Annotated in this window: 19 protein-coding genes; 6 read left to right on the forward strand and 13 right to left on the reverse strand. The window is 73.0% G+C overall.

Annotated elements, in window-relative coordinates; genetic code table 11:
* Positions 1–287: 287 nt before the first annotated feature.
* The 8 genes from ACIPAE_RS39275 to ACIPAE_RS39310 form a co-directional block, all read right to left on the reverse strand.
* Positions 288–902, reverse strand: a complete 615-nt coding sequence (locus ACIPAE_RS39275) for a hypothetical protein (protein ID WP_329369002.1) — start codon at positions 900–902, stop codon at positions 288–290.
* Between the two features lie 111 nt (positions 903–1,013).
* On the reverse strand, positions 1,014–2,465 hold the full coding sequence (gene ahcY, locus ACIPAE_RS39280; protein ID WP_329369000.1) for an adenosylhomocysteinase: 1,452 nt from the start codon (positions 2,463–2,465) through the stop codon (positions 1,014–1,016).
* A gap of 229 nt (positions 2,466–2,694) precedes the next feature.
* Positions 2,695–3,654 (reverse strand): cation diffusion facilitator family transporter, encoded by a 960-nt coding sequence (locus ACIPAE_RS39285; protein WP_402452188.1) that lies wholly within the window; start codon positions 3,652–3,654, stop codon positions 2,695–2,697.
* Positions 3,655–3,783: 129 nt separating this feature from the next.
* Complete coding sequence (gene manA, locus ACIPAE_RS39290; protein WP_402452232.1) at positions 3,784–5,010, reverse strand: mannose-6-phosphate isomerase, class I; 1,227 nt, start codon at positions 5,008–5,010, stop codon at positions 3,784–3,786.
* A gap of 5 nt (positions 5,011–5,015) precedes the next feature.
* Positions 5,016–6,155: an SIS domain-containing protein gene (locus ACIPAE_RS39295; RefSeq protein ID WP_329374250.1), complete on the reverse strand. Its 1,140-nt coding sequence runs from the start codon at positions 6,153–6,155 to the stop codon at positions 5,016–5,018.
* A 36-nt stretch (positions 6,156–6,191) separates the two neighbouring features.
* Positions 6,192–6,371, reverse strand: coding sequence for a Trm112 family protein (locus tag ACIPAE_RS39300; protein WP_329368996.1), 180 nt, complete (start codon positions 6,369–6,371; stop codon positions 6,192–6,194).
* 239 nt (positions 6,372–6,610) lie between these two features.
* Entirely contained in the window at positions 6,611–7,996 is a 1,386-nt protein-coding gene (locus tag ACIPAE_RS39305) for a phosphomannomutase/phosphoglucomutase (RefSeq protein WP_402452191.1), read from the reverse strand.
* 76 nt (positions 7,997–8,072) lie between these two features.
* On the reverse strand, positions 8,073–8,498 hold the full coding sequence (locus ACIPAE_RS39310; protein WP_328474135.1) for a DUF3499 domain-containing protein: 426 nt from the start codon (positions 8,496–8,498) through the stop codon (positions 8,073–8,075).
* Between the two features lie 338 nt (positions 8,499–8,836).
* Here ACIPAE_RS39310 and ACIPAE_RS39315 point away from each other — a divergent pair, with 338 nt between their 5' ends.
* Positions 8,837–9,289, forward strand: a complete 453-nt coding sequence (locus ACIPAE_RS39315) for a metallopeptidase family protein (RefSeq protein ID WP_329368991.1) — start codon at positions 8,837–8,839, stop codon at positions 9,287–9,289.
* Positions 9,290–9,409: 120 nt separating this feature from the next.
* Here ACIPAE_RS39315 and ACIPAE_RS39320 read toward each other — a convergent pair whose 3' ends face one another.
* The 3 genes from ACIPAE_RS39320 to ACIPAE_RS39330 form a co-directional block, all read right to left on the reverse strand.
* Positions 9,410–10,879: a DUF5719 family protein gene (locus ACIPAE_RS39320; RefSeq protein WP_402452194.1), complete on the reverse strand. Its 1,470-nt coding sequence runs from the start codon at positions 10,877–10,879 to the stop codon at positions 9,410–9,412.
* On the reverse strand, positions 10,876–14,802 hold the full coding sequence (locus ACIPAE_RS39325) for a glycosyltransferase (RefSeq protein ID WP_402452196.1): 3,927 nt from the start codon (positions 14,800–14,802) through the stop codon (positions 10,876–10,878). Before ACIPAE_RS39325 ends, ACIPAE_RS39320 begins: the two co-directional genes overlap by 4 nt.
* A 233-nt stretch (positions 14,803–15,035) precedes the next feature.
* The gene (locus ACIPAE_RS39330; RefSeq protein WP_031519519.1) at positions 15,036–15,299 is read right to left on the reverse strand and encodes a WhiB family transcriptional regulator; all 264 of its coding nucleotides are present in this window, start codon (positions 15,297–15,299) and stop codon (positions 15,036–15,038) included.
* 680 nt (positions 15,300–15,979) lie between these two features.
* On the opposite strand from ACIPAE_RS39330, the gene ACIPAE_RS39335 reads away from it, so the two are divergent.
* From ACIPAE_RS39335 to ACIPAE_RS39345, 3 genes are read left to right on the forward strand one after another with little or no spacing between them, the layout of a single operon-like run.
* Entirely contained in the window at positions 15,980–16,480 is a 501-nt protein-coding gene (locus ACIPAE_RS39335; protein ID WP_329368985.1) for a cysteine dioxygenase family protein, read from the forward strand.
* A 50-nt stretch (positions 16,481–16,530) separates the two neighbouring features.
* Entirely contained in the window at positions 16,531–17,487 is a 957-nt protein-coding gene (gene cofD, locus ACIPAE_RS39340) for a 2-phospho-L-lactate transferase (RefSeq protein WP_402452199.1), read from the forward strand.
* Positions 17,484–18,878: a coenzyme F420-0:L-glutamate ligase gene (locus tag ACIPAE_RS39345; RefSeq protein ID WP_402452202.1), complete on the forward strand. Its 1,395-nt coding sequence runs from the start codon at positions 17,484–17,486 to the stop codon at positions 18,876–18,878. The genes cofD and ACIPAE_RS39345 overlap by 4 nt, the downstream gene beginning before the upstream one ends.
* Positions 18,879–18,926: 48 nt before the next feature.
* Here ACIPAE_RS39345 and ACIPAE_RS39350 read toward each other — a convergent pair whose 3' ends face one another.
* A complete protein-coding gene (locus ACIPAE_RS39350) occupies positions 18,927–19,916 on the reverse strand; it encodes a DNA-3-methyladenine glycosylase family protein (protein WP_402452204.1) in 990 nt (329 codons plus the stop codon).
* Between the two features lie 127 nt (positions 19,917–20,043).
* Complete coding sequence (locus ACIPAE_RS39355; RefSeq protein WP_402452207.1) at positions 20,044–21,180, reverse strand: sugar phosphate nucleotidyltransferase; 1,137 nt, start codon at positions 21,178–21,180, stop codon at positions 20,044–20,046.
* 127 nt (positions 21,181–21,307) lie between these two features.
* Between ACIPAE_RS39355 and ACIPAE_RS39360 the strand changes: the two genes are divergently transcribed.
* Both ACIPAE_RS39360 and ACIPAE_RS39365 read left to right on the forward strand, forming a co-directional pair.
* Positions 21,308–22,075 (forward strand): TIGR03089 family protein, encoded by a 768-nt coding sequence (locus ACIPAE_RS39360; protein WP_402452209.1) that lies wholly within the window; start codon positions 21,308–21,310, stop codon positions 22,073–22,075.
* Between the two features lie 195 nt (positions 22,076–22,270).
* The gene (locus tag ACIPAE_RS39365) at positions 22,271–23,929 is read left to right on the forward strand and encodes an LCP family protein (RefSeq protein WP_402452212.1); all 1,659 of its coding nucleotides are present in this window, start codon (positions 22,271–22,273) and stop codon (positions 23,927–23,929) included.
* Positions 23,930–23,955 lie beyond the last annotated feature (26 nt).

Below are 23,955 nucleotides of genomic sequence, written 5' to 3' on the forward strand. Positions count from 1 at the left end.
CGTTGACTTTTGGCACGCTGTTGAGTTCTCAAGGAGCGGAAGCTGCCATCGGCTGCCCTTCCGGGCCCCTCCGGGCTTTCCCTTCGTTGTGTTCCAACCTTAGCAGAAGCTTTTCGGTCGGAATTACCACCCGCCTTTCGGAGACACGGATGCCCGACTCAAGATTTCTCTCGACTGGGGGTTGGTGCCTTCGGCAAGCGAAGCGACAAGGTTCTCGCGCGTCATCCCGGACGAGTCCGGCTCGCGACAACCGTTCTAACCTACATCCGACCCAGGCACGCGTCAAATCAGCCGAAGGTGGACGGTGGCGTGTCAAGGTCCTCCAGCTCGATGCCCGGCGCGGCCAGGACCACGTCGCCGGCGAGGTGGACGTCGTACTGATCGCCGGTGGCCAGGTCGTCCACGCGGAAGTTATCCACAGGCAGCAAACCGCTGTCCGTGGAATGTGCTGTCCTTGTGAGGAGCGACCAGGACTGGTCGACGGTGAGCGGTGCGAGGACGGGGGCCTGGAATGACACGAGACGTACGCGGGTGGCCGGCGCGCCCGGTTCGAGGCGGAGCAGCCGGGCGGTGGCGATCAGGAACGCCGGCGATAGACCAGTGAACGCGTGCGCGGGCGCGTTGCCTTCTTGGGCGTGCTCGCCGGTCGGGTCTGTTCTGACCCAGGTGACGCCGTCGATCGCGGCTGCGCGGACCTGCCATGCGGCGGCGTGCAGCTCGAGGCGGATGGGACGGCCGAGGTCGTCGATGGTGAGGTCGATCGATCCCGCGTGTGCGCCTTCGGGCGTGGTGGTCTGCGCGGTGTAGCGCCAGCCGGAGGGGCCGGTGGCGCAGTGGAAGTGTTCTGCACCCAGGGGAGTGTGGTCATGCGTGTCGTAGAAGGAGTAGCGGCCGCGGGGCATCGTCCGGTTTCGGGGTCTGGCAAGGCCCCCGCCTCGCGGGCGAGACGGGGGCCGGTGCGCGGTGGATCTGTTCGCCGCTTTGTGAGTCGCGCGGGCTCGCGACTACGCCGGTCAGTAGCGGTAGTGGTCCGGCTTGTAGGGGCCCTCGACCTTGACGCCGATGTAGGACGCCTGCTCGGGCCGGAGCGTGGTGAGCCTGACGCCCAACGCGTCCAGGTGGAGGCGGGCGACCTTCTCGTCGAGGTGCTTCGGGAGCACGTAGACGCCGATCGGGTACTCCTCGGGCTTCGTGAACAGCTCGATCTGGGCCAGGGTCTGGTCCGTGAAGGAGTTGGACATCACGAAGGAGGGGTGGCCGGTCGCGTTGCCGAGGTTCAGCAGGCGGCCCTCGGAGAGCACGATCAGCGTCTTGCCCTCGGGGAAGGTCCAGGTGTGGACCTGCGGCTTGACCTCGTCCTTGACGATGCCGGGGATCTTGGCGAGGCCGGCCATGTCGATCTCGTTGTCGAAGTGGCCGATGTTGCCGACGATCGCCTGGTGCTTCATCCGGGCCATGTCGGAGGCCATGATGATGTCGCGGTTGCCGGTGGTGGTGACGAAGATGTCGGCGGTCTCGATGACGTCGTCGAGGGTGGCGACCTGGTATCCGTCCATCGCGGCCTGCAGCGCGCAGATCGGGTCGATCTCGGTGATGATGACGCGGGCGCCCTGGCCGCGCAGCGACTCGGCGCAGCCCTTGCCGACATCGCCGTAGCCGCAGACCACGGCGACCTTGCCGCCGATGAGGACGTCGGTGGCGCGGTTGATGCCGTCGACAAGCGAGTGGCGGCAGCCGTACTTGTTGTCGAACTTCGACTTGGTGACCGCGTCGTTGACGTTGATCGCCGGGAAGAGCAGCGTGCCGTCCTGCTGCATCTCGTACAGGCGGTGGACGCCGGTGGTGGTCTCCTCGGTGACGCCGCGAATCTCGGAGGCCAGTTGGGTCCACTTCTGCGGGCTCGCGGAGATGGTGCGGCGCAGCAGGTCGAGGATGTAGCCGTACTCCTCGCTGTCGTCAGCGGCGGTGGCGGGCACAGCGCCGGCCTTCTCGAACTCGACGCCCTTGTGCACCAGGAGCGTGGCGTCACCGCCGTCGTCCAGGATCATGTTGGGGCCGCCGGTGGGGGTGTTCGGCCAGGTCAGAGCCTGCTCCGTGCACCACCAGTACTCTTCGAGGCTTTCGCCCTTCCAGGCGAAGACGGGGACACCCTGCGGGTTGTCCGCGGTGCCCTCGGGGCCGACGGCGATGGCCGCCGCGGCGTGGTCCTGGGTGGAGAAGATGTTGCAGGACGCCCAGCGGACCTGCGCGCCGAGGGCGACGAGGGTCTCGATGAGGACGGCGGTCTGCACCGTCATGTGCAGCGAGCCGGTGATGCGGGCGCCGGCCAGCGGCTGAGCGGCGGCGTACTCGGAGCGCAGGGACATCAGGCCGGGCATCTCGTGCTCGGCGAGGGTGATCTCCTTGCGACCGAACGCGGCAAGGGAGAGGTCCGCGACCTTGAAGTCGGTGGCGGTGGTGGTCATACGGGCTGCTCCTCGTGGTGGTCGAGGTGGACATGGACACGGCGCTGCCGCGCGGCATGGCGTTCCGAGTACTACGGACACACCTGTCCCCTTGTGGCAGCGCAATCCGTCGGAGGCCCTCTCTCCCTCGGCCGGTCGTTGTGCGATGACCGCCCGACCGCCATCAGCAGCGACGTCTGGCTACGTATGAATCTACACCGGACGGCGCTTCTGCCGCAGGGGGTCGCGGTCAGCGGCCGCCGGGGGTCTGGTCGGGGTCGGGGCCCGCCGCGGCGGCGGCCGCGCTGTAGATGTCGGGTTCGAGATAGATGACGCGGGCGATCGGCACTGCGGCGCGGATACGTTCTTCGGCCGCGTCGATGGCGGCGGCGACCTGGACGGCTGTGTCGTCGTGGTCCACGGCGATCTTGGCGGCGACCAGGAGTTCTTCCGGGCCGAGGTGGAGGGTGCGCATGTGGATGACGCCGGTGACGGTGTCCCCGTCGGCGATGGCGGTGCGGATGCGGTCGTTGACCTCAGGACCGGCGCCTTCGCCGATCAGCAGGGACTTGGTCTCCGCGGCGAGGACAAGTGCGATGCAGATGAGGAGAGTTCCGATGCACAGGGTGCCGATACCGTCCCAGACCCCGCTGCCGGTGGCGAGGGCGATACCGACGCCGGCCAGGGCGAGGACGAGGCCGATCAGGGCGCCGAAGTCCTCCAGCAGGACGATGGGGAGTTCGGGTGCCTTGGCGCGGCGGATGAACTCGGCCCAGGACAGGTCGCCGCGGGTGTGGTTGGACTCCTTCACCGCGGTACGGAAGGAGGAGCCCTCGGCGAGGATCGCGAAGACCAGGACGCCGACCGGCCAGTACCAGTGATCGACGGGGTGCGGGTGGCGGATCTTCTCGTAGCCCTCATAGAGGGCGAACATGCCGCCGACGGAGAACAGGACGATCGAGACGAGGAAGGCGTAGACGTAGCGTTCGCGGCCGTAGCCGAAGGGGTGTTCGTCGTTCGCGGCGCGCTTGGCCTTCTTGCCGCCGATGAGGAGGAGCGCCTGGTTGCCGGAGTCGGCCACGGAGTGCACGCCTTCGGCGAGCATCGAGGACGAGCCGCTGAACGCGAAGGCGACGAACTTGGCGACGGCGATCGCGAGGTTGGCGCTGAGGGCCGCGATGATCGCCTTGCTTCCGCCTGACGCGCTCATGGGTGGTGGGTGTCCTTTCGGTCGGCTCGGTCGGTGGGCGCTCGGAACCCGTCGGTTCGGGGGTTCGGACGGGCATTGTCGCAGAGCCCTGCGGCGGCGTCCCGGTCGTCTGGCGGTGCGTCAGGCGGGCTACGCGGTCACGGTCGCCCGGAAGAGGGTGCCCTGGCCGGTGAGTTCGGTGCGTTCGCCGGCTGGGACGTAGGCGGATTCGCCTTGGGAGAGGGTGAGGGTGGCGGCAGGAGAGGAGGCGGCGTGGGAGGCGTCGACGGTGCGCAGGCGGATCTCGCCGCTGGTGCAGAGCAGGATCTGCGGGGTGCCGGCGGGCAGTGTGCGGGGGTCGGCGCCGGGGGCGAGGAGGTAGCGGGAGAGGCGGAACTCGTCGATGGGGGCCGGGTAGAGCTCCTCGCCGTCGGGCGCAGCCTCAGGGCGGAGCACGCCCGGGTCGCCGGCCTCGAAGCGGACGATGCGCAGGAGTTCGGGTACGTCGATGTGCTTGGGGGTGAGCCCGCAGCGCAGGACGTTGTCGGAGTTGGCCATGATCTCGACACCGAGCCCGTCGAGGTAGGCGTGCGGGACGCCGGCACCGAGGTAGAGGGCTTCGCCGGGCTGGAGGCGTACGTGGTTGAGCAGCATCGCGGCGATGATGCCGCGGTCGCCGGGGAAGCTGTGGGCGGCCTTGGCGTAGGCGGCGTAGGCGGCGGCGTGGGAGGTGCCGGGGGTCGCTGCCAGGCGGGCAGCGGCCTCGGTGGCGGCGCGTACGGTCTCGGCCATGGCGGCGGGGTCCGCGCCGAGGACGGCCGCGAGGACCTCGCGCAGGGCACGGTCCTCGGGGTGGGCGCGCAGGATGTCGACGTAGGGCGTGAGGGTGGGGACACCCAGGGCGTCGATGAGGTCGGCGGCCTCCGCGGGCCGGCGGAAGCCGCACAGGCCGTCGAAGGGCGACAGCGCGACGATCATCTCGGGCTTGTGGTTGGCGTCCTTGTAGTTGCGCTGCGGGGCGTCCAGGGGAATCCCGCGGGCCTCCTCCTCGGCGTAACCGGCCGCGGCCTGGGCGAGGTCGGGGTGGACCTGGAGGGAGAGGGGCGCGCCGGCGGCGAGGACCTTGAACAGGAAGGGCAGGCGGGGGCCGAAGCGCTTGACGGCGGCTTCGCCGAGTTCCGCGGTGGGGTCCGCGTCGATGACGGCGTCGAGGGCGACGGGGCCCTGGCCGCGGTCGATGCGGGAGGGGGCTCCGGGGTGGGCGCCCATCCACAGTTCGGCTTGGGGCTCGCCGGTGGGCGCGGTGCCGAGGAGTTCGGGGATGGCGGTGGTGGAGCCCCAGGCGTAGGGGCGGATGGTGTTGGTGAGGCGATTCATTCCGGTCATGGTCTCTCGGTCGAGGCGACGGCCAGGTACGCGGCGGCGAAGTCGGTGAGGGCGAGGAGTTCTGCGGCGGTGTCGAGCGGGCTACCGCCGGGAGCGGTGATCTCGCTGAGCGGGGTGTCGTGGGCGTATGCCTGCTCGCGGGCGGCGGGTGCCGCGGAGCCGGGCTGGTCGGGGGCCTCCTGGAACAGGACGATGCGCAGTCGCAGTTCCTGGGTGTCCTCGACCCGGTCGCGGAAGAAGTCGTCGGGGTCGCCGGCCAGGGTGTGGGCGCCTGCCTGCAGGGGGCCGTGAGCGGTGAGGGCGGCAGGCAGTTCGGCGGCGAGTGCGGGCCGCCCGGCGCGGGTGGCGAGGACGGTCGCGAACCGGCGCGCACCGGCGGCGGCGACCGGGCCCTGGCTCCACAACAGGGGCAGGGAGCCGTCGAGTTCGGCGGCGAGGGTCTTGGCCGGGTTGCTGTAGGTCGCCACGGCCGGCCCGCAGCGGGCGGCGATCGCGTCGAGCCGGTCGGCGACGGCCTGGAGGGCACTGGTGGAGGCGCTGATCAGGCCGATCCGGCCGATGAGGGCCAGCACCGGGGTGAGCAGTGCCCAGAACGCGCCGGTGTCGGTCGTCGCCGGGGCGGAGTCGGCGGCGGAGTCGAAGCCGCCGCCCGGGCCGGCGAAGGGCAGCGCGATGCCGTGGACCTGTCCGACGGCGTCGGCCAGCGGGGCTCTGGCCGGGGTGACGGCGGCGGCGGTGCAGCCGCGGCGGTACGCCTGCTCGACGAGATCGGTGAGTCCCTGCTCGGTGCCGTGCTCGCTGAGCAGGAGCAGCAGGTCGAGGGGGCCGGTCCAGCCGGGCAGGGTCCAGCGGGCCTGCGCCGGTGTGGGGCCGGTCGGGGTGAGCAACTGGACCGGGGCCACGCCGGAGCCGAGCGCGGCGAACAGGTCGGCGACGGCGGCGGCCTCGGGACCGCTGCCCGCGATGAGCAGCGCACGCGGACGGCCGTCGGGCCGCAGTTCGGCCAGGCCCGCTTCCTCGGCGAGCCGTAGGGCGGTGCGCACCCGTGCGCCGGCCGCGGCGACGCCGCGCAGCAGTCCGTGGACGTCGGCGCGGGCGAGCGCGTCGGGGTCCTCCAACAGCGACTCGTCGAACAACACGACCTCCCGGTCGGGTGCGGGTACGGCCTGGGGTCAGGCGGGGCGGCGGGCCTCGTCGACGAGGAGCACGGGGATGTCGTCGCGCACGGGGTAGGCCAGGCCACAGGTGCCGGAGGTGCACAGGAGTTCGGCCGCGGCGTCGTCCTCGCGCAGGGGCGCGTGGCAGGCCGGGCAGGCAAGGATCTCCAGGAGGCTGGGTTCGACGAGCGGCATGGCGGGTCCTCCGTGCGGGTTGCGGCGGTCGTGGGCCGTTGCGGCCTGCGGGTTCAGCCTATCGCCGTGCCCGGTGGCGGGTCGGACCCGCCCGCTTGCCGGCTCCCGTCCGGGCGCGGCCGGGAGCCGGGCTGCCCGTCCGGGCCGCGGTACGGCGCCGCCCGGACGCCCGGTCCCTGCCGGCAACCGGCCGAACGGCGCCGCCGTACAGGCCCGTCGGCCCGGCGCGGACAGCGCGGTCAGTCGCGGACGATGGCGAGCACCCGGTCGCGCAGGAGCCCGACCGTCGCGGCGTCGCGGGCCTCGACGTTGAGCCGCAGCAGCGGCTCGGTGTTGGACGCGCGCAGGTTGAACCACCAGTCGGGGGTGGAGACGGTCAGGCCGTCGAGTTCGTCGAAGCTGACACCCTCCTCCGCCGAGAAGGCGGCCCGTACGGCGGCGGTACGGCCGGCCTGGTCGGCGACGGTGCTGTTGATCTCGCCGGAGCCCGCGTAGCGGTCGTAGGCGGCGACGAGGGCGGACAGCGGCCCCTCCTGGGTGCCGAGGGCGGCCAGCAGGTGGAGCGCGGCGAGCATGCCCGTGTCGGCGTTCCAGAATTCGCGGAAGTAGTAGTGCGCGGAGTGCTCGCCGCCGAAGACGGCGCCCGTCTGCGCCATCCGCTGCTTGATGAAGGAGTGGCCGACGCGGGTACGCACCGCGGTGCCGCCGTGCTCGGCGATGACCTCGGGCACCGAGCGGGAGGTGATCAGGTTGTGGATGACAGCGGCGCCCGGGTGCTTGGCCAGCTCACGGGCGGCGACCAGCGCGGTGACGGCCGAGGGGGAGACGGGTTCCCCGCGTTCGTCCACCGCGAAGCAGCGGTCCGCGTCGCCGTCGAAGGCGAGGCCGAGGTCGGCGCCGGTCTCGCGGACCTTCTCCTGGAGGTCGACGAGGTTCTTCGGGTCGAGCGGGTTGGCCTCGTGGTTGGGGAAGGTGCCGTCCAGTTCGAAGTACATCGGCACCAGGTCGATCGGCAGGCCGTCCAGGACGGTCGGCACGGTGTGGCCGCCCATCCCGTTCCCCGCGTCCACGACGACCTTCAGCGGGCGGATGCCGGACAGGTCGACCAGGGAGCGCAGGAAGCCCGCGTAGTCGCCGAGGACGTCGCGGGTGGTGATGGTGCCCGGGGTGGCGGCGCCGGCCGGCAGCCCGGTCGCGGACCACCGCTCGGCCAGGTCGCGGATCTCGGCGAGGCCGGTGTCCTGGCCGACGGGTGCGGCACCGGCCCGGCACATCTTGATGCCGTTGTACCGGGCGGGGTTGTGGCTGGCGGTGAACATCGCGCCGGGCAGGTCGAGACGGCCGCTGGCGAAGTACAGCTCGTCGGTGGAGCACAGGCCGATCTCGGTCACGTCCGCGCCCCTGGAGGCGGCGCCACGCGCGAAGGCGTGGGACAGCCCGGGCGAGGACGGCCGCATGTCGTGGCCGACGACGATGGCGGTGGCGCCGGTGACCGTGGCGAAAGCGGCGCCGAAGACCTCGGCGAGCGGCTCGTCCCACTGGTCGGGGACGACTCCGCGGATGTCGTACGCCTTGATGATCTGCGACAGGTCGGGTGACGCCGAAGAACCCGATGATTGGGGCACTGCACACCTCTGCGTTACGGTCCCGGGCGGTCCGGTCCGGACAACCTATCCGAGACGCGGTCCGGGGCCGGCGAGCCTACTGGTCCGGTGACCGCAGGACCCGCAGGTGCCCGCGCCGGGCGACCTCCACCGGGTCGATGTCGCGCGCGGTGGCCGCACCGCCCTGGCCGCGTTCGTGCGGGCGGGCCGCTTCCCTGACCGCGTTGGCGAGGGCTTCGAGGTCGTCGCCGCTGGGCCGGACCGGGCCGGTGTCGGTGGCCAGGCGGACGACCTCCCAGCCGCGCGGCGCGGTGAGGCGCTCGGAGTGCTCCGAGCACAGGTCGTAGCAGTGGGGTTCGGCGTACGTGGCCAGCGGGCCGAGCACGGCTGTGGAGTCCGCGTAGACGTACGTCAGTGTCGCGACGGCGGGGCGGCCGCAAGCGGTGCGCGAACAGCGACGTACAGGGCTCACGAGGTTGGACGGTACCGCACTCTTGAGCGGGCCGCGACGACTCTCCGCCAGGTCACCCGGTCGTGTCGCTCGGCGCCGTTCGGGGCCGGCTACGCCGGATGTACGAGGCTGACCTGCGGCAACCGTCGGAGCACCAGAAGCGGATACCGAGAGTAACGCTGTGGCCGCCGTCGTCACGTGCGTCGGGTTCGCATGCCGGCTGGCGGATATCCGTCACTTCTGTGGCCCGATCCGGTCCCAACGGGAAACGGATCGGGCAGTAACCGGTCACTGTCGCGGTCGCAGACGCGGCCGGCGGCCGGGGCGCGGCTCGCCCGTACGGCGGGCCGGGCGCGGGTGGAGGTGACGCCCTGCTGTGCGGACCCGTCTCGGGGGCTAGGCTCACGCTGATGGACAGTTCGGCCCCCACTCCCCCGCCCCAGCCCGCGCCTCGGCCGCGGCACCGCGACCGCCACGGCCGCGGCATGCGCGGGCCCATCGCGCCCCCGCAGGTGCCGCTCGCGCTCAGCCGGGCCGACGCCTTCGACGACCTGGTGCGCGATGCCGCCGACCGGTTGGAGCGGCGCTGGCCGCAACTGGCCGACGTGGAGTTCGCCGTGCAGGACGTGCCCTGGCCGCAGGACGCTCCGCCGTCCGACGGCGACCCGGTGCCGCTCGGGCGGCTGATCGGCGCGGCGAAGGACCGGCCGAGCCGGATCGTGGTCTACCGCCGCCCGGTGGAGATCCGCGCCAAGGGCCGCGACGAGCGGGCGCTGCTGGTGCACGAGGTCGTCGTCGAGCAGGTCGCCGAGCTGCTCGGGCTGTCGCCGGAGAACGTCGACCCCAAATACGGCGAGGAGTGAGGGCCGCCTTCGCACCCTGGGCGCGAAGGCGGCACGACGGCGCCTGCGACCCTAGGACGCCAGGCGGCGCCAGGCGCCCTGGGCGATCACGCACCCCAGGAGGCCAGGCGCCCCAGGACGCTAGTGCTGAAGGACGCGCAGGTCGGATGCGGCCTGCGGCACGTCGACCATCCCCTGGTCGTCCGGCATCGGCTGGATCGTGAACATCGGCACCCCGTCGAGCGGCAGCGCCAGCATCCGTGACGCGTACAACTGCCCGCCGGACAGCCGCTGCACGGTCACCGCGTAGGAGCCCTTGAGGCCGGAAGGCTCCGGGGGAGCCATGGACAGGGTCGAGCCCGCCTTGACGGTGACCGTCTTGCCGGCGGCGGTGCCCGCGGTGGAGCCCGCCGAAGAGGTGATCTTCACGCTGACGTCCTTGCCGGTGGCGGTCAGGGCGAGCGTGGAGCCCTTGGCGCGGTTGTCGGCGACCGTCGCCTGCCGGTCGATCGGGCTGGTCGCGGGCAGGAAGGCGATCTCCTGCTTGCTGCCCTTGCCGCGGGTGATCCGCAGCGCGGCCACCACCGGTACCGGGGAGTGCGAGCTGCTCGATCCGATGACCAGGGACCCGGCGTCGCCCTTGGTGAGGTCCCCGAGGTCGACGGCCGTGGTCATGCCGCTCCGCACGTGCAGCGTCTCGTGGCCGGCCGGGGTGATCGAGCCGGTGGAGGTGGCGAGCTTCAGCGTCAGGTCGGCGTCGTCGGAGCCGGGCGCATAGGTGATCAGGCGGACGTCGGTGGCGTCGGCGGGGATGCCCGGCATGACGAGGTCGCCGGCGGGCTGGGCGGCGGCCGGCAGCCAGTCGGTGCCGGCCTTGTTGTCGGTGGCCTGCACGGCCGCGCCGACCCGGCCGCTGCGCGCGACGACGTGCACGGTCAGGTCCTGGACCTTGTCGGCGATGAGCGTGGACAGCAGCACCGGCTTGGAGCTGTTGCCCGGGACCGTGATGCCGTCGCCGGTCGAGCCCTTGAGCTGGCCGTCCTTGCCGTACAGGTCGACATCCACCACGGCGGGGGTCTCGTCGGGGTTGACCAGGTGGACGTAGTCCTGGCGGCCGTCCTGAGTGCTGGCACCGGGGAACCAGAACTCGCTGTCGGGGGCGACACACGAGGTGCCGAGCAGACCGCGGCCGGGGCCGTCGCTCACGACGGTCGTCTGCTGCACGCTCCACCCGGGCGCCAGGGGGCCGTTCGCCGTGCCGATGAGGGCGGGCGAGTCCGACTTGTCGGTGGACGACGTGACGGGCTTGCCGGTGGCGGTGAGCGGCTTGAGCGCCTTGGGTTTGGGCGTGGCCGGCAGCAGCGTGGCGTCGCCGCCGGACGCGCCAGTGCCCGAACCGCTGCCGGGCGGCGTGAAGGACGTGTACGTGGTGTCGGCGAACTCCGACGTCGACGGCTCGGGGCACAGCAGGGTGCTGCGCTGGACCGGCAGGCGCGACGAGGACGCCGCAGGGGCGGTGTGCGAGTCGTCTCCACCGGTCATCGAGGCCGCGCCGGTCAGGACGGCGAGCGCGACCGCGGCACCGGCCAGGGACAGGGTGCTGCGGTTCACTGGTAGTCGCTCCCATCGCGGCGCTGGTCGCCATCTGCGTAGTACGGGGCGGGGTCGACGTAGCCGGCCTGGTCGGGGTACGGCTGCTGCGCGCCGCCCTGGCCGTCCTGGCCCTGCTGCTCGCCGTACTCCTGCTGCTGCTCGCCGTAGCCCTGTTCGTACGGCGCCTGGCCGTCCTGGGCGGGCTGCTGCGACGCGTAGGGGTCGTAGCCGGGCTGCGCCGGGTAGCCGTAGGAGTCGCCGTACGCCTGCTGGTCGTACGTCCCGGGCTCGGCCGGGTACGGCTGCTGCCCGCCCTCCCAGCCGGGGGCGCCCTGGGCGTAGGACGGGTCCGGGTAGCCGCCTTCTTGGTAGCCGCCCTCCTGGTAGCCGGTGTCCTGGTACGTGTAGCCGTCGGCGCTCTCAGGGGCCGCGTACGGGTCGTAGCCGCCGGCCGGGGCGGGATAGCCGGGCTGCTGGTCGTAACCGGCTTCCTGGGCCTCCTGGGCCTCTTCCCGGGCGGGCGGTACGCGGACCGGCAAGGGTTCGGCGGGAGCGTCCGGGGAATCGGGCTCCTCGACCGACGCGGTGGATGGCGCGGCGGCGGAGGTCGAGGCGGCCCCGTCCGCGGCCTCGGCGGCCTCCGCGTCCGCGGCTGCCTGGAGGCGGCGGGCGCGGCGGCCCTCGCCCGTGGCCTGGCCGGGGATGTCGGCGGTGACGGCGCCCTCCGCGTCGGGCAGGTCGTCGTCGATCTCCTGACGGCGGCCGGGCAGCGCGAGCACGACGACGACGAGCAGCAGGAGCGCCTGGACACCGAGCCAGCCGATGTGGGTGATCGGCTCCTTGTAGGTCACGTCCAGGCGGCCGCCGGTGGCCGGCAGGTCGAAGCCCTGCGCCCAGCCGTCGACGGTGACCGGGGTGAGCGCGGAGCCGTCGAGGGTGGCGTGCCAGCCGGAGCCGGCGGTGTCGGCGATGCGCAGCACCCGGCCGGACGGGCCGGCGGGCACCTTGGTGTGCGCCTGGATGCGGCCCGAGGGGACGCTGACGGGCTGGGCGCCCTTGCTGGTGATGGTGATGCGGGCGACGTTCTGGTTGACCTGCCACAGCTCGGTGCCGTCGGACTGGCTGAGCCGGGACAGGCCGGGGGTGCTGTCGAGGACGCGGCCGAAGGAGTGGGGCGCGCCCTTGGGGGCCAGGACGTAGCGGACCGCGTATCCGGCGAGCCGGCTGCCCTGGTCAGCGCCGGACCCCGCGACGAGGTTGGCCACCACGGTGTCCAGGGCGTGGTCGTGGGGTGCCTCGGCGGCGAGTTCGGCGTCGCCTATCCGGGCGCCGGAGCCGCGCACGACGGCGTAGTCGACGTGGCCTTCGGTGCCGCTGATCACCAGGGTGCGGGGCTGGTCGCTGGTGGTTGCTTCCTCGGCGACGAACGCGGGCACCTGCTGCGGGTTGGTGCGCTTGAGCGGGCCGTCGGCGCCGTCGATGACCCAGGTGAAGGCGGCGAGCAGCGGGGCGGCGACCGCGGCGAAGGCGACCAGGGCGGCGACCGGCTGGCGCCAGCCGAAACCGCTGGCGGCGATCCGCTCGTTGGCGCCCTCGGCGCCGATCGCGGCGGCGGCCAGCAGCGCGAGACCGTAGACCAGGGTGGCGGGACCGGCCCAGTCCTTGCCGTTCTCGATGACGGCGAAGAGCAGGCCGGTCAGGGCGACGGCCCAGGCGGTGACGATGGCGGTGCGGCGGGTGCCGCGCATCAGAGCGGCGAGGGCGGCCAGCACCACACCGATCAGCAGGAAGCCGCCGGACGCCTTGGGACCGCCGGGGCTGAGCAGGAGCAGGTCGAGGCCGGAGGCGGTCTTGGTGGAGTACGCCAGGCCGGCCTCGTTGAGCATGCGCCCGGGGTGCGCGAGCAGGGTCAGCGACCAGGGGGCGAGGAGCACCATCGGGGTGACGACCAGGGCGGCCGAGCGCAGGAGCTGCGGCACCAGCAGTTGCCGCTGTCCGCGCACCAGGCGCCAGGCGATCGCTCCGGCGGCGAGCACCAGGGCGATCGGCCAGGTGACCGGCGTGAACGCGGTGGTGAAGGTGAGCATCAAGGCGAGCACCCAGGTGGCGCGCCAGCCGGGACGGGTGCCGCGCTCGATGGCGGAGTCGCTCAGTTGCAGGCCCGCGGAGGAGATCGCGGCGCGCGCCATGAGCGGCAGCAGGATCGCCAGGACGGCGGTGCCCAGGCGGCCGCCGGCCAGCGCGCCGGTCGCGGCCGGCAGGAAGGCGTAGGCGACCGACGCCCAGGCGCGCAGCAGGCGGGACTCGACCAGCGGCCGGGAGGCGAAGTAGGCGGTGACGCCGGCCAGCGGCACGGAGGCGACCAGGAACAGGGTCAAGGTCAGGCCGGTGGAGCCGAACAGCACGGTGGCGAAGAGCGCGAGGACCGCGATGTACGGGGGCGCGGCCTGGGTGCCGCCGTTGCCGAGCGCGTGCCAGGAGCCCGCGTAGGTGTCCCACAGGTCGGAGGCGCCGGGGTCGGCCGGGAGCAGGGCGCCGCCGGCCAGCGCTCCTCCGCCGAGCAGGCCGCGGCAGGCGGCCAGGGAGACGACGAGCAGGACGGCGAAGAGCACCGGCCCCGGTTTGCGGGCGATCCGTTTCAGCCGGCCGAACTGCTCCAGCTCCAGGAAGTCGCCATCCTCGTCGCCGGGTCCGGACTCGACGGCGCCGCCATGGCGGCCGGCGGCGGCGGTCGCGGCGTCGGCGCGGCCGGCGAAGTTGCTGACGACCTGGTCGACGGTGGCGCGCACGGTCGCGCCGGGCGGCGGGAACAGGGGGCGCAGTTCGGATGGCGGTATGGCGCCGCGGCCTCGGCGGCGGCGGGCGGCGAGTACGCGGCCGGGACGCAGCAGGACGCCGAGCAGGCCGACGATCTCGTCGACGGCCTGGCCGGGCACCTTGCCGACGAGGTAGGCGAGGGTGCGCAGCAGGGTGCCGACGACGATGCGGAGCATGACGTACGGGAGCAGCGGGCCGCGGGTGTTGGCCAGGAGGGTGTAGACGGCGCCGGACTTGTCGACGCGGTGCGGGTTGACCGCGGAGCGGCCGGCGCAGTCGACGGGCCGGCGTTCGCGGGAGGCGGCCTCGGCGTGCCGCATCACCGCGTCGGGGGCGATCAGGACGGTGTGGCCGGCGGCGTGGGCGCGCCAGCAGAAGTCGACGTCGTCGCGCATGAGGGGCAGGCGCCGGTCGAAGCCGCCGAGTTCCTCCCACACGTCGCGGCGCACGAGCATGCCGGCGGAGGAGACGGACAGCACGGGGCGGACCTGGTCGTGCTGGCCCTGGTCCTGCTCGCGGCGCTCCAGGCCGGTCCAGCGGCGTCCGCTGCGGGCGATGGAGACGCCGGTCTCCAGGAGTTGGCGGCGGTCGTACCAGCTGCGCAGCTTGGGGCCGATGATCGCGGCGGACGGCGAGGTCTCGGCGGTGCGCAGCAGCGCGGCCAGCGCCCCGGGGTCGGGTTCGCAGTCGTCGTGCAGCAGCCACAGCCACTGGATCGGGTCGCCTTGCGGCTCGGCGGGCTCGTCGTACGCGTCGTCGTTCCAGGTGCGGCTGACGGGGTCCCAGCCGCTGCGGCGGCGCAGGTAGGGCAGGTCGTCCGCGGTCAGGGGCGTGGTGGAGCGGGCGGCCTCCTCGACGGCGGCGCCGAAGCCGGTGCGGCGGGCGAGGTGCAGCACCCGCTGGTCGCCGAGGGCTTCGGCGAGCAGCCGGGCGGAGTCGTCGGCGCTGCCGGTGTCGGCGGCGACGACGTCCTGGACCGGACGGTCCTGCGCGAGCAGCCCCTGGAGGGCCTTGGGCAGCCAGCGCGCGCCGTCGTGCGCGACGAGCACGGCGGTGACGACATGGCGCGGGAACTCAGGGGTACCGGGCGGATGGACGGCCGGTGCTGGGCTGTTCACGGACATCGAGGTTCGGGCCCCGGTTCGCTGGACTGCGGTGGACGCATCAACCCGCCACTGGCGGGGCATGCATCTCGGACGGCCCCCCACACTAACGGCTCACAACGGCGCGGCCGTCCGGGTGTGGGCACAACAGCGGCCCGCCTGCCGTGCCGGAGGGCGCGGGAGACGGGCCGGATGCGAGGTCCCCGAGGGGCGGGAACCGGGTGGGCGGCGGGGTGCCGGCCGGGGATCGGGGGTCAGACGACGCCCTTCTTCAACCGGCGGCGCTCCCGCTCGGACAGGCCGCCCCAGATGCCGAAGCGCTCGTCGTTGGCGAGGGCGTACTCCAGGCAGTCGGAGCGGACTTCGCAGGCGAGGCAGACCTTCTTCGCCTCGCGGGTGGAGCCGCCCTTCTCGGGGAAAAAGGATTCGGGGTCGGTCTGCGCACACAGCGCGCGCTCCTGCCAGCCGAGTTCCTCGTCGGCCTCTTCAGCCAGCAGCAACTGGAACTGCTCGGTCATGCGCGCCCCTGTCTGTCGTGCTTCCCCGTGATGGTGCCTGGCCGTCGGACCACGTCCGGCGGTCCGGCCGAACGACACGAGTGAAATTACAAGTGTGCCGATCCGGGCCAGTCAAGCCGAGATCTGCTATTGGGCCCGTTATTCACTCCGCTGAACCAAGGAGTGACAGATAGTGTTGATATCGGCCTAAACGACCGCATCCGTCAACCATGGCCCTCACGGCCAAACGCTCACGTTCCGTCAGACGCTGCGGTGACGGGCGACGTTCCGTCCGTTCGAGTGAAGCGTTGCGGATCACATTTCGATCACAGAAGCACAACGTCATACCGGGATGGCGCGTTCTCCCAGATCCGGAAGGCAATCCGCATCAGATCTGCGCGGATGCGCCACCTCCTATCCGCACCCCGTCGCGCACAAACCTTTCACCACCCGACCCTGCCGGATCAGGTGAAAGCAGTCGGGCATTTCGGACATTCGGTTGACAGGCCACCGCTCCGACCGCTTTGCTTGCTCTCATGCATGCCGAGCACAACGCGCCCTTCCGGACTCGCCGCCGCGAGTCCTGCTGCGTCGCGCTCGCACAGAGCTGTTGTTGTTCCTCCCGCTGCCGCTGATCCCCTGACCGGCCGCCACGGCCGCCGGCACCTTCCGCATCATGCGCACCCCGAGGAACTCACCCCATGTACTCCGACGTCTCGATCGCCGGTGACCCGCTCGAACTGCCCCACCTGCTCCCGCCGGTGCCCCAACACCCCCACAGCGTCGCGGAGTTCGCCGGGCTCGCCCGCTCCATCGCCGCCGACCGCGCGCAGTGGGCTCCGCAGGTGCGCTACGACGCCACCACCCGTTGGTACGCACGCCTGCGAACCGGCCCCGGCTACGAGGTGTGGCTGCTGAGCTGGCTGCCCGGACAGGGCAGCGGGCTGCACGACCACGGCCTTTCCAGCGGCGTGCTCACCGTCCTGGACGGCACGTTGCACGAACGCGCGCTGACCGCCCGCGGCGAGACCCGCCGCACCCTGACGCCCGGTCACCAGCGCGTGTTCGCCCCCGGTTACGTCCACGACGTCGTCAACGAGTCGCTGGACGGCGCCGTCAGCCTGCACGTGTACTTCCCCGGGCTGACCGAGATGACCCCGTACGCGTGCACGCCCGGCGTCCGCACGCCCGCACAGGCGTAGCCGGCGGGACGGCCCGGCGTCCCCGGTCGCGGGGCTGACAGACTGGGCCCATGCGAATCGTGGTTCTGGCCGGAGGTATCGGAGGAGCGCGCTTCCTGCGCGGCCTCAAGGCAGCGGCGCCGGAGGCGGACATCACCGTCATCGGCAACACCGGAGACGACATCCACCTGTTCGGGCTGAAGGTCTGTCCCGACCTGGACACCGTCATGTACACCCTGGGCGGCGGCATCCACGAGGAGCAGGGCTGGGGGCGGGCCGACGAGACCTTCGCGGTCAAGGAGGAGCTCGCGGCCTACGGCGTCGGGCCGGAGTGGTTCGGGCTGGGCGACCGGGACTTCGCCACGCACATCGTCCGCAGCCAGATGATCAGCGCCGGCTACCCGCTCAGCGCGGTCACCGAGGCGCTGTGCGCCCGCTGGAAGCCCGGGGTGCGGCTGATCCCGATGTCCGACGACAGGATCGAGACGCACGTGCTCGTCGAGGTCGACGGGGAGCGCAAGGCGATCCACTTCCAGGAGTACTGGGTGCGGCTGCGCGCGTCGGTGCCCGCGCACGCGGTGGTGCCGGTGGGCGCGGAGGGCGCGAAGCCCGCGCCCGGGGTGCTGGAGGCGATCGGCGGCGCCGATGTGATCGTCTTCCCGCCGTCCAACCCGGTGGTCAGCGTCGGCACCATCCTGGCCGTGCCCGGCGTGCGGGAGGCCATCGCGGAGGCCGGGGTGCCGGTGGTGGGCCTGTCCCCCATCGTCGGTGACGCGCCGGTGCGCGGGATGGCCGACAAGGTGCTGGCCGCCGTGGGCGTCGAGTCCACCGCGGCGGCGGTGGCGGCGCACTACGGCAGCGGGCTGCTGGACGGGTGGCTCGTCGACACCGTGGACGCGGGCGCCGTCGAGGAGGTCGAGGCGGCCGGCATCCGCTGCCGGGCGGTGCCGTTGCTCATGACGGACCTGGAGGCGACCACGCGGATGGCGCGGGAAGCGCTCGCGTTCGCCGAGGAGGTGCGGGCATGACCGCGGAAGCGCCCCGCTACGAGGTGTTCGGGGTGCCCGGGATCGGCGAGGTGCAGCCGGGTAGCGACATCGCCAAGCTGATCGCCGAGGCCGGCACCGACCTCGCCGACGGCGATGTGCTGCTGGTCACGTCGAAGATCGTCAGCAAGGCCGAGGGGCGCGTGGTGGACGCGGACGACCGCGAGGCCGCGATCGACGCCGAGGCGGTGCGGTTGGTGGCCCGTCGCGGGCCGACCCGGATCGTGGAGACGCGGCACGGCTTCGTGATGGCCGCGGCCGGGGTCGATGCGTCCAACACCCCCGCGGGCACCATCCTCCTGCTGCCCGAGGACCCCGACGCATCGGCCCGCGCCATCCGGGACGGGCTGCGCGACGCGCTGGGAGTGCGGGTCGGCGTCATCGTCACCGACACCTTCGGGCGGCCCTGGCGCGAAGGGCTCACCGACGTGGCGATCGGCGCGGCCGGCGTGCGGGTGCTGGACGATCTGCGCGGCGGCCAGGACTCCCACGGCAACCCGCTGAGCGTCACGGTCACCGCGACCGCGGACGAACTGGCCGCGGCCGGCGACCTCGTCAAGGGCAAGGCCACGGGGCTGCCGGTCGCGGTGGTGCGCGGCCTGGGCGGCGTACTGCTGCCGGCCGCCCCCCGAGCGGATGGCGCCGCGGACGGCAGCGGCAGCGGCAGCGGCAGCGGCAGCGGCAGCGGTCAGGACGACGACGGCGCGGGCGACATCGGGGCGCGGGCGCTGGTCCGGGTCGCCGCCAACGACATGTTCCGGCTCGGCACATCGGAGGCGGTGCGGGAGGCGGTGTCGCTGCGCCGCACCGTACGGGAGTTCACCGACGTCCCCGTGGACCCCGCCGCCGTACGGCGGGCCGTGGCCCTCGCGGTGACGGCGCCCGCCCCGCACCACACCACGCCCTGGCGGTTCGTGCTGCTGGAGACGCCCCAGGTGCGGGTGCGGCTGCTCGACGCGATGCGCGACGCCTGGGCCGCGGACCTGCGCGGGGACGGCTTCTCCGAGCAGAGCGTCGCCAAGCGGCTGCGGCGCGGCGACGTGCTGCGCAAGGCGCCGTACCTGGTGGTGCCGTGCCTGGTCACCGAGGGCGGCGCGCACCCGTACCCGGACGCGCGGCGGGCGACGGCCGAGCGGGAGATGTTCCTGGTCTCCGGGGGCGCCGGCGTGCAGAACTTCCTGGTCGCCCTGGCCGGCGAGCAGTTGGGGTCGGCGTGGGTGTCCTCGGCGCTGTTCTGCCGCGACGTGGTGCGGGAGGTCCTCGACCTGCCGCCCTCCTGGGACCCGCTCGGCACGATCGCGATCGGCCGGCCGGCGGAGGCGCCCGCACCCCGGGCCGAGCGCGCGGCCGAACCGTTCCTCGCGGTGCGCTGACCGCCCCCGGCGGGCGGCGGGCCGTCCCCGCGACCGACCGGTGCGGCTTCAGTGGTGGCGGGGCGGCGCCATCCGCGGCGCGCGCCGGGGCGGTGCGGGCGCGGCGAGCAGGATCAGCCGGGTGGCGCGGTGCCGCTGCCCTTCGTACGGGGCGAGCAGGCGCAGCATCGTCTCGTCGTCGGAGCGCGGTTCGCCGGTGAGGGCGTAGCCGATGTGATGCGGGAGGTGGAGGTCGCCGACGGTGACGGCGTCGGGGGCGCCGTGGCTGCGCTGGAGGGTTTCCGCGGCGGTCCACGGCCCGATGCCGGGGACCGTACAGAGCAGGGCGGCTGCGTCCTCGGCCGGGCGGTCGGCGAGGGAGTCCAGGCGGGCGCCGAGGCGGACCGCGCGCAGGACGGCGGAGGCCCGCTTGTTGTCGACGCCGGCGCCGCGCCAGTCCCACGACGGCACCCGGGCCCAGCCGCGCGGGTCCGGCATGACCCGCATGCCGCGCGGGATGTCGGCGCCCTGCGGCCCCGGGGCGGCCTCGCCGTGCTGGAGCAGGAGCAGCCGCCAGGCGCGGTACGCCTCGATCGTGGTGACCTTCTGCTCCAGTACGGACGGGATCAGCGATTCCAGCACCAGGCCGGTGCGGGTCAGCCGCAGTCCGGGGTGCCGCCGGTGGGCGGCGTGCACGATGCGGTGCCGCGGCACGAAGGCGGACGGGTCGTCGTCGGCGCCGAGGAGCGCGGGGAGGCCGTCGAGCAGCCACTGGGCGCCCGGGCCCCAGGCCGTGCCCTCGATCGCGGCCGGGCTGCCGGTCAGTCGCAGGGTGCCGGGACCGGCGGGGGTGCGGCTGGCCCGCCACACCGTGCCGTCGGGGGCGATGCGGAAGGCGGGGTCGCCGCCGCCACGGCGCAGCGGCATGAGGGTGCGGCGTACGTCGAGCGGGGCCGGGGGCACCCACGTACGCGTGCGGCCCGGCGCCGGGGAGGGCGGCTGCGTCGGGGCGGTCGCCTGCGCGGCAGCCGCCCGCGGGGGCGCGGTCTCTTCGGGCACCCCGGAAGGGTATAGCGCGCCGCCGGGGAGCCCCGCCGCGAACGTCACGGTTCGCCCCGGGCCGGCCCCGGCGGCCGCTTGCCGTGTCGGTCGCCGTGTCGGGCTACCGGTCGGGCTACCGGTCGGGCTACCGGTCGGAGGAGAAGCGGATGGCGGCCGCGGGGAGGCGGGCGTCGCACCAGACGCGGGCGCCGCGGAGGAGTTCGTTGTCGGCGCCGACGTCGGCGTTGTCGCCGATCACCGCGCCGACGAGGACCGTACGGGAGCCGACGCGGGCGTTGGCGCCGACGAGGCTGTCGCGGATCACCGCGCCGGGGGCGATGTGGGCGCCGGACAGGATGGCGCTGCCCTCGACGAGGGCGCCGGAGCCGATGACGGCGCCGGGGGCGACGGAGGTGCCGCCGAAGAGTTTGGCGTCGTCGGCGACGACCGCGCCGGGCAGGACGAGGTGTTCGCCGCGGCGGCCGGGGACCGCGGGCGAGGGGGCGCGGCCGAGGACGAGATCGGCGGAGCCGCGTACGAAGGCTTCGGGGGTGCCGAGGTCGAGCCAGTAGGTGGAGTCGACCATGCCGTGCAGGTGGGCGCCGTCGGCGAGCAGTCCGGGGAAGGTCTCGCGTTCGACGGAGACCGGGCGCCCGGCGGGAATCGCGTCGAGCAGGGCGCGGGTGAAGACGTACGCGCCGGCGTTGATCTGGTCGGTGACGATCTCCTCGGGCGTCTGCGGCTTCTCCAGGAACGCGGTGACGCGGCCGTCGGGGTCGGTGGGGACGAGGCCGAAGGCACGCGGGTCGTCGACGCGGGTGAGGTGCAGCGACACGTCGGCGCGGTGGGTGCGGTGGGCGGTGACGAGGGCGCGGATGTCCAGGCCGGTGAGGATGTCGCCGTTGAAGACGAGGACCGGTTCGTCGGGCGCGGAGTGCAGCCGGTGGGCGACGTTGCGCAGGGCGCCGCCGGTGCCGAGCGGATCGGTCTCGGTGACGTACTCCAGGTGCAGGCCGAGCGAGGAGCCGTCGCCGAAGTGCGGTTCGAAGACCTCGGCCAGGTAGGACGTGGCCATCACGATGTGCTCGACACCGGCGGCGCGGGCCCGGGCCAGCTGGTGGGTGAGGAACGGGACCCCCGCGGCCGGGACCATCGGCTTGGGGGTGTGTACGGTGAGCGGGCGCAGTCTGGTGCCCTTGCCGCCGACCAGCAGGATCGCCTCGGTGGCGGGACGTTGGGTCGGATCGGCTGTACCGGCCGCGGAGGCGGGGTGTGCTCGCATGGGAACGATAGTGGCATAAGCGGTAAACCCGATAAACCATCATCTGATAACTCGTCAACCGTTTCGCCACCCCGTCCGACGGCCGCACCGCGCGGCGCCGCGGATCTTCCCAGGTAGCCTGACCGGCGTGACCTCCAGCGCACTGACTCCCGCCGGACTGCTCGCCGACGCGCTGCGCGCGGACCCGGGCCGCCCGTTGATCACGTTCTACGACGATGCGACCGGCGAGCGGGTCGAGTTGTCGGTGGCGACGTTCGCCAACTGGGTGGCGAAGACCGCGAACCTGCTCCAGGACGGCCTCGGCGCCGAGCCCGGCGACCGGGTGGCGCTGCTGCTCCCGGCGCACTGGCAGACCGCGGTGTGGCTGCTGGCCGCGTTCTCCACCGGCGTGGTCGCGGTGCCCGGCGGCGACCCCGCGGACGCGGACCTGGTGGTGAGCGGCCCGGACACGCTGGCGGAGGCGGAGAGCTGCGGCGGCGAGCGGATGGCGCTGGCGCTGCGGCCGCTCGGCGGGCGGTTCCCGCAGCCGCCGCGGGGGTTCGCGGACTACGCCGTCGAAGTGCCGAGCCAGGGTGACCGGTTCGTACCGTATGTGCCGGTGGGTCCGGACGACCCGGCGCTCGAACTCCCGGGCGGCGAGGTGCTGACCGGCGGCGAGGTGGTGGTCAGGGCGCGCTCCGAGGCCGACGTGCTGGAGCTGTCACCTGGCTCGCGGCTGCTGTCCGGACTGCCGTACGACGGCTGGAACGGCCTGGCCGCGGGGCTGTTGGCGCCGCTCGCCGCCGAGTCCTCCGTCGTCCTGTGCCGCCACCTCGACCAGTTGCCGGCCGACGGGCTGGCCCGCCGCAAGGACGCGGAGCGGGTCACCCACACGGCGGTGCCGGACGCCGGCTGAGCGCCAGCTGATCGCGCGGGTGTCGATCCTGCATGAGAACTTCCTCAACTCCCGCACATAATGGGTGCCCTGGGCAACCCTTGAGGCGTTTCGACAGTCTGAACGAATGCCGTGCGGGTACTCGGGTCCGATCCCCCGGCGACTGATGACGCCCGGCGCGATCCGCCGGGCCCCTGACCGAGGGACGGGCACGACGTGACCACGCCAGCAGAGCCACCGCAGGACGACTCCGCCGCCGACGCGGCGGACGGCTCCGCGACGGAGGCGGCCGACGCAGCGGACGAGAGCGACACGGACTCCGACGGCCCCGACGCGGACGACGGCTCCGACGCCGACAAGGGTTCGGAACCGGGCGAGGGTTCGGATACGAGCGAGACTTCCGATACGGGCGAGGGTTCCGACGGGGGCGAGGACGCGCCGAGTTCGGCAACCGCACCCGTCGCCGAGCCGACCGCCGAGGGCACCGCGGACGCCCCGAAAGAGCCGGGCTCCCCGGAAGCACCGGACGCCTCGGACGTCTCGGAAGTACCGGACGTACCGAACGCCCCCGAGATACCCGGCATATCGAACTCGGCGACCGCCGAGGACTCCCCCGAGGACGCCCCCGGCACCCCGGAGACGGCAGTCGCCGCGGCCGCGGCGGACACCCCCGCCGCCCCCGCCCCCCGGCGCCGTTTCCGCTGGCTGAAGGTCGTCGCGATCAGCACCGCCGTCCTCGTGCTGGCCTGTGCGGGTGGCGTCTGGTACGTCTACCAGCAGCTCAACGGCAACATCACCACCGACACGGTGACCGAGAACGAGCTGAAGGCGCAGGCGTCGCAGCGCCCGCCCGAGGGCCCCGCCTCGACCGAGAACATCCTGCTGATCGGCTCGGACATCCGCGACGGCGCCAACGCGAAGTACGGCAAGGACAGCGGGCAGCGCTCGGACACCACGATCCTGCTGCACCTGTCGGCCGACCGCAGCAACGCCACCGCGGTGAGCATCCCGCGCGACCTGATGATGCACGTGCCGAAGTGCACCAAGTCCGACGGCAGCACGGTCAGCCCGGCGTTCGAACAGTTCAACTGGGCCTTCCAGTTCGGCGGCGCCGCCTGCACGATCCGCGCGGTCGAGGAGCTGACCGGGGTGCGGGTCGACCACCACCTGATCGTGGACTTCAGCGGCTTCAAGAAGATGGTGAACGCGGTCGACGGCGTCGAGATCTGCACGCCGGAGCCGATCGACGACAGCTACTCGCGCCTCCACCTGTCCGCCGGCAAGCACAAGCTCAACGGCGAGCAGGCGCTGGGCTACGTACGGGTCCGGCACGGCATCGGTGACGGCAGCGACACCGAACGGATCAGCCGCCAGCAGGACTTCCTCGCGTCGCTGATCAAGAAAGTGCAGAGCAACGGGGTGCTGCTCAACCCGGGGAAGGTGTACCCGCTGCTGAACGCGGCCACCCACTCGCTGACCGCCGACCCCGGCCTCAACTCGCTCAGCGAGCTGTACTCGCTCGCGCAGCGCCTGCAGAAGATCCCCACCGGCGCGATCCACTTCGTCACCACGCCCGTCGAGCAGTACGTCAAAGACCGCAACCGCGACCAGCTGGTGGAGCCCGACGCCGACAACCTCTTCGCCGCGGTGCGCGCCGACCAGCCCGTGCGGGTGAGCAGCGACGGCAAGAGCAGCGGTTCCCACGGCGGTTCCAGCGGCGGCTCCAGCACGGCCCCGGGCAGCCCCGACCCGTCCGGAACCCCGTCGGGCAGCACCTCGGGCACCCCGTCGAACACGCCCTCGAGCACCCCTTCGAACACCTTGACGTTCAAGGGAACGACGGCCGACCGAGACATCTGCGGCGAAGGCCGATGAACTAAGGTAGGGCGCTCCGGCCACTG

This window comes from Streptomyces sp. NPDC087270 (genome assembly GCF_044744625.1).
In the GTDB taxonomy this organism is placed as follows: domain Bacteria; phylum Actinomycetota; class Actinomycetes; order Streptomycetales; family Streptomycetaceae; genus Actinacidiphila.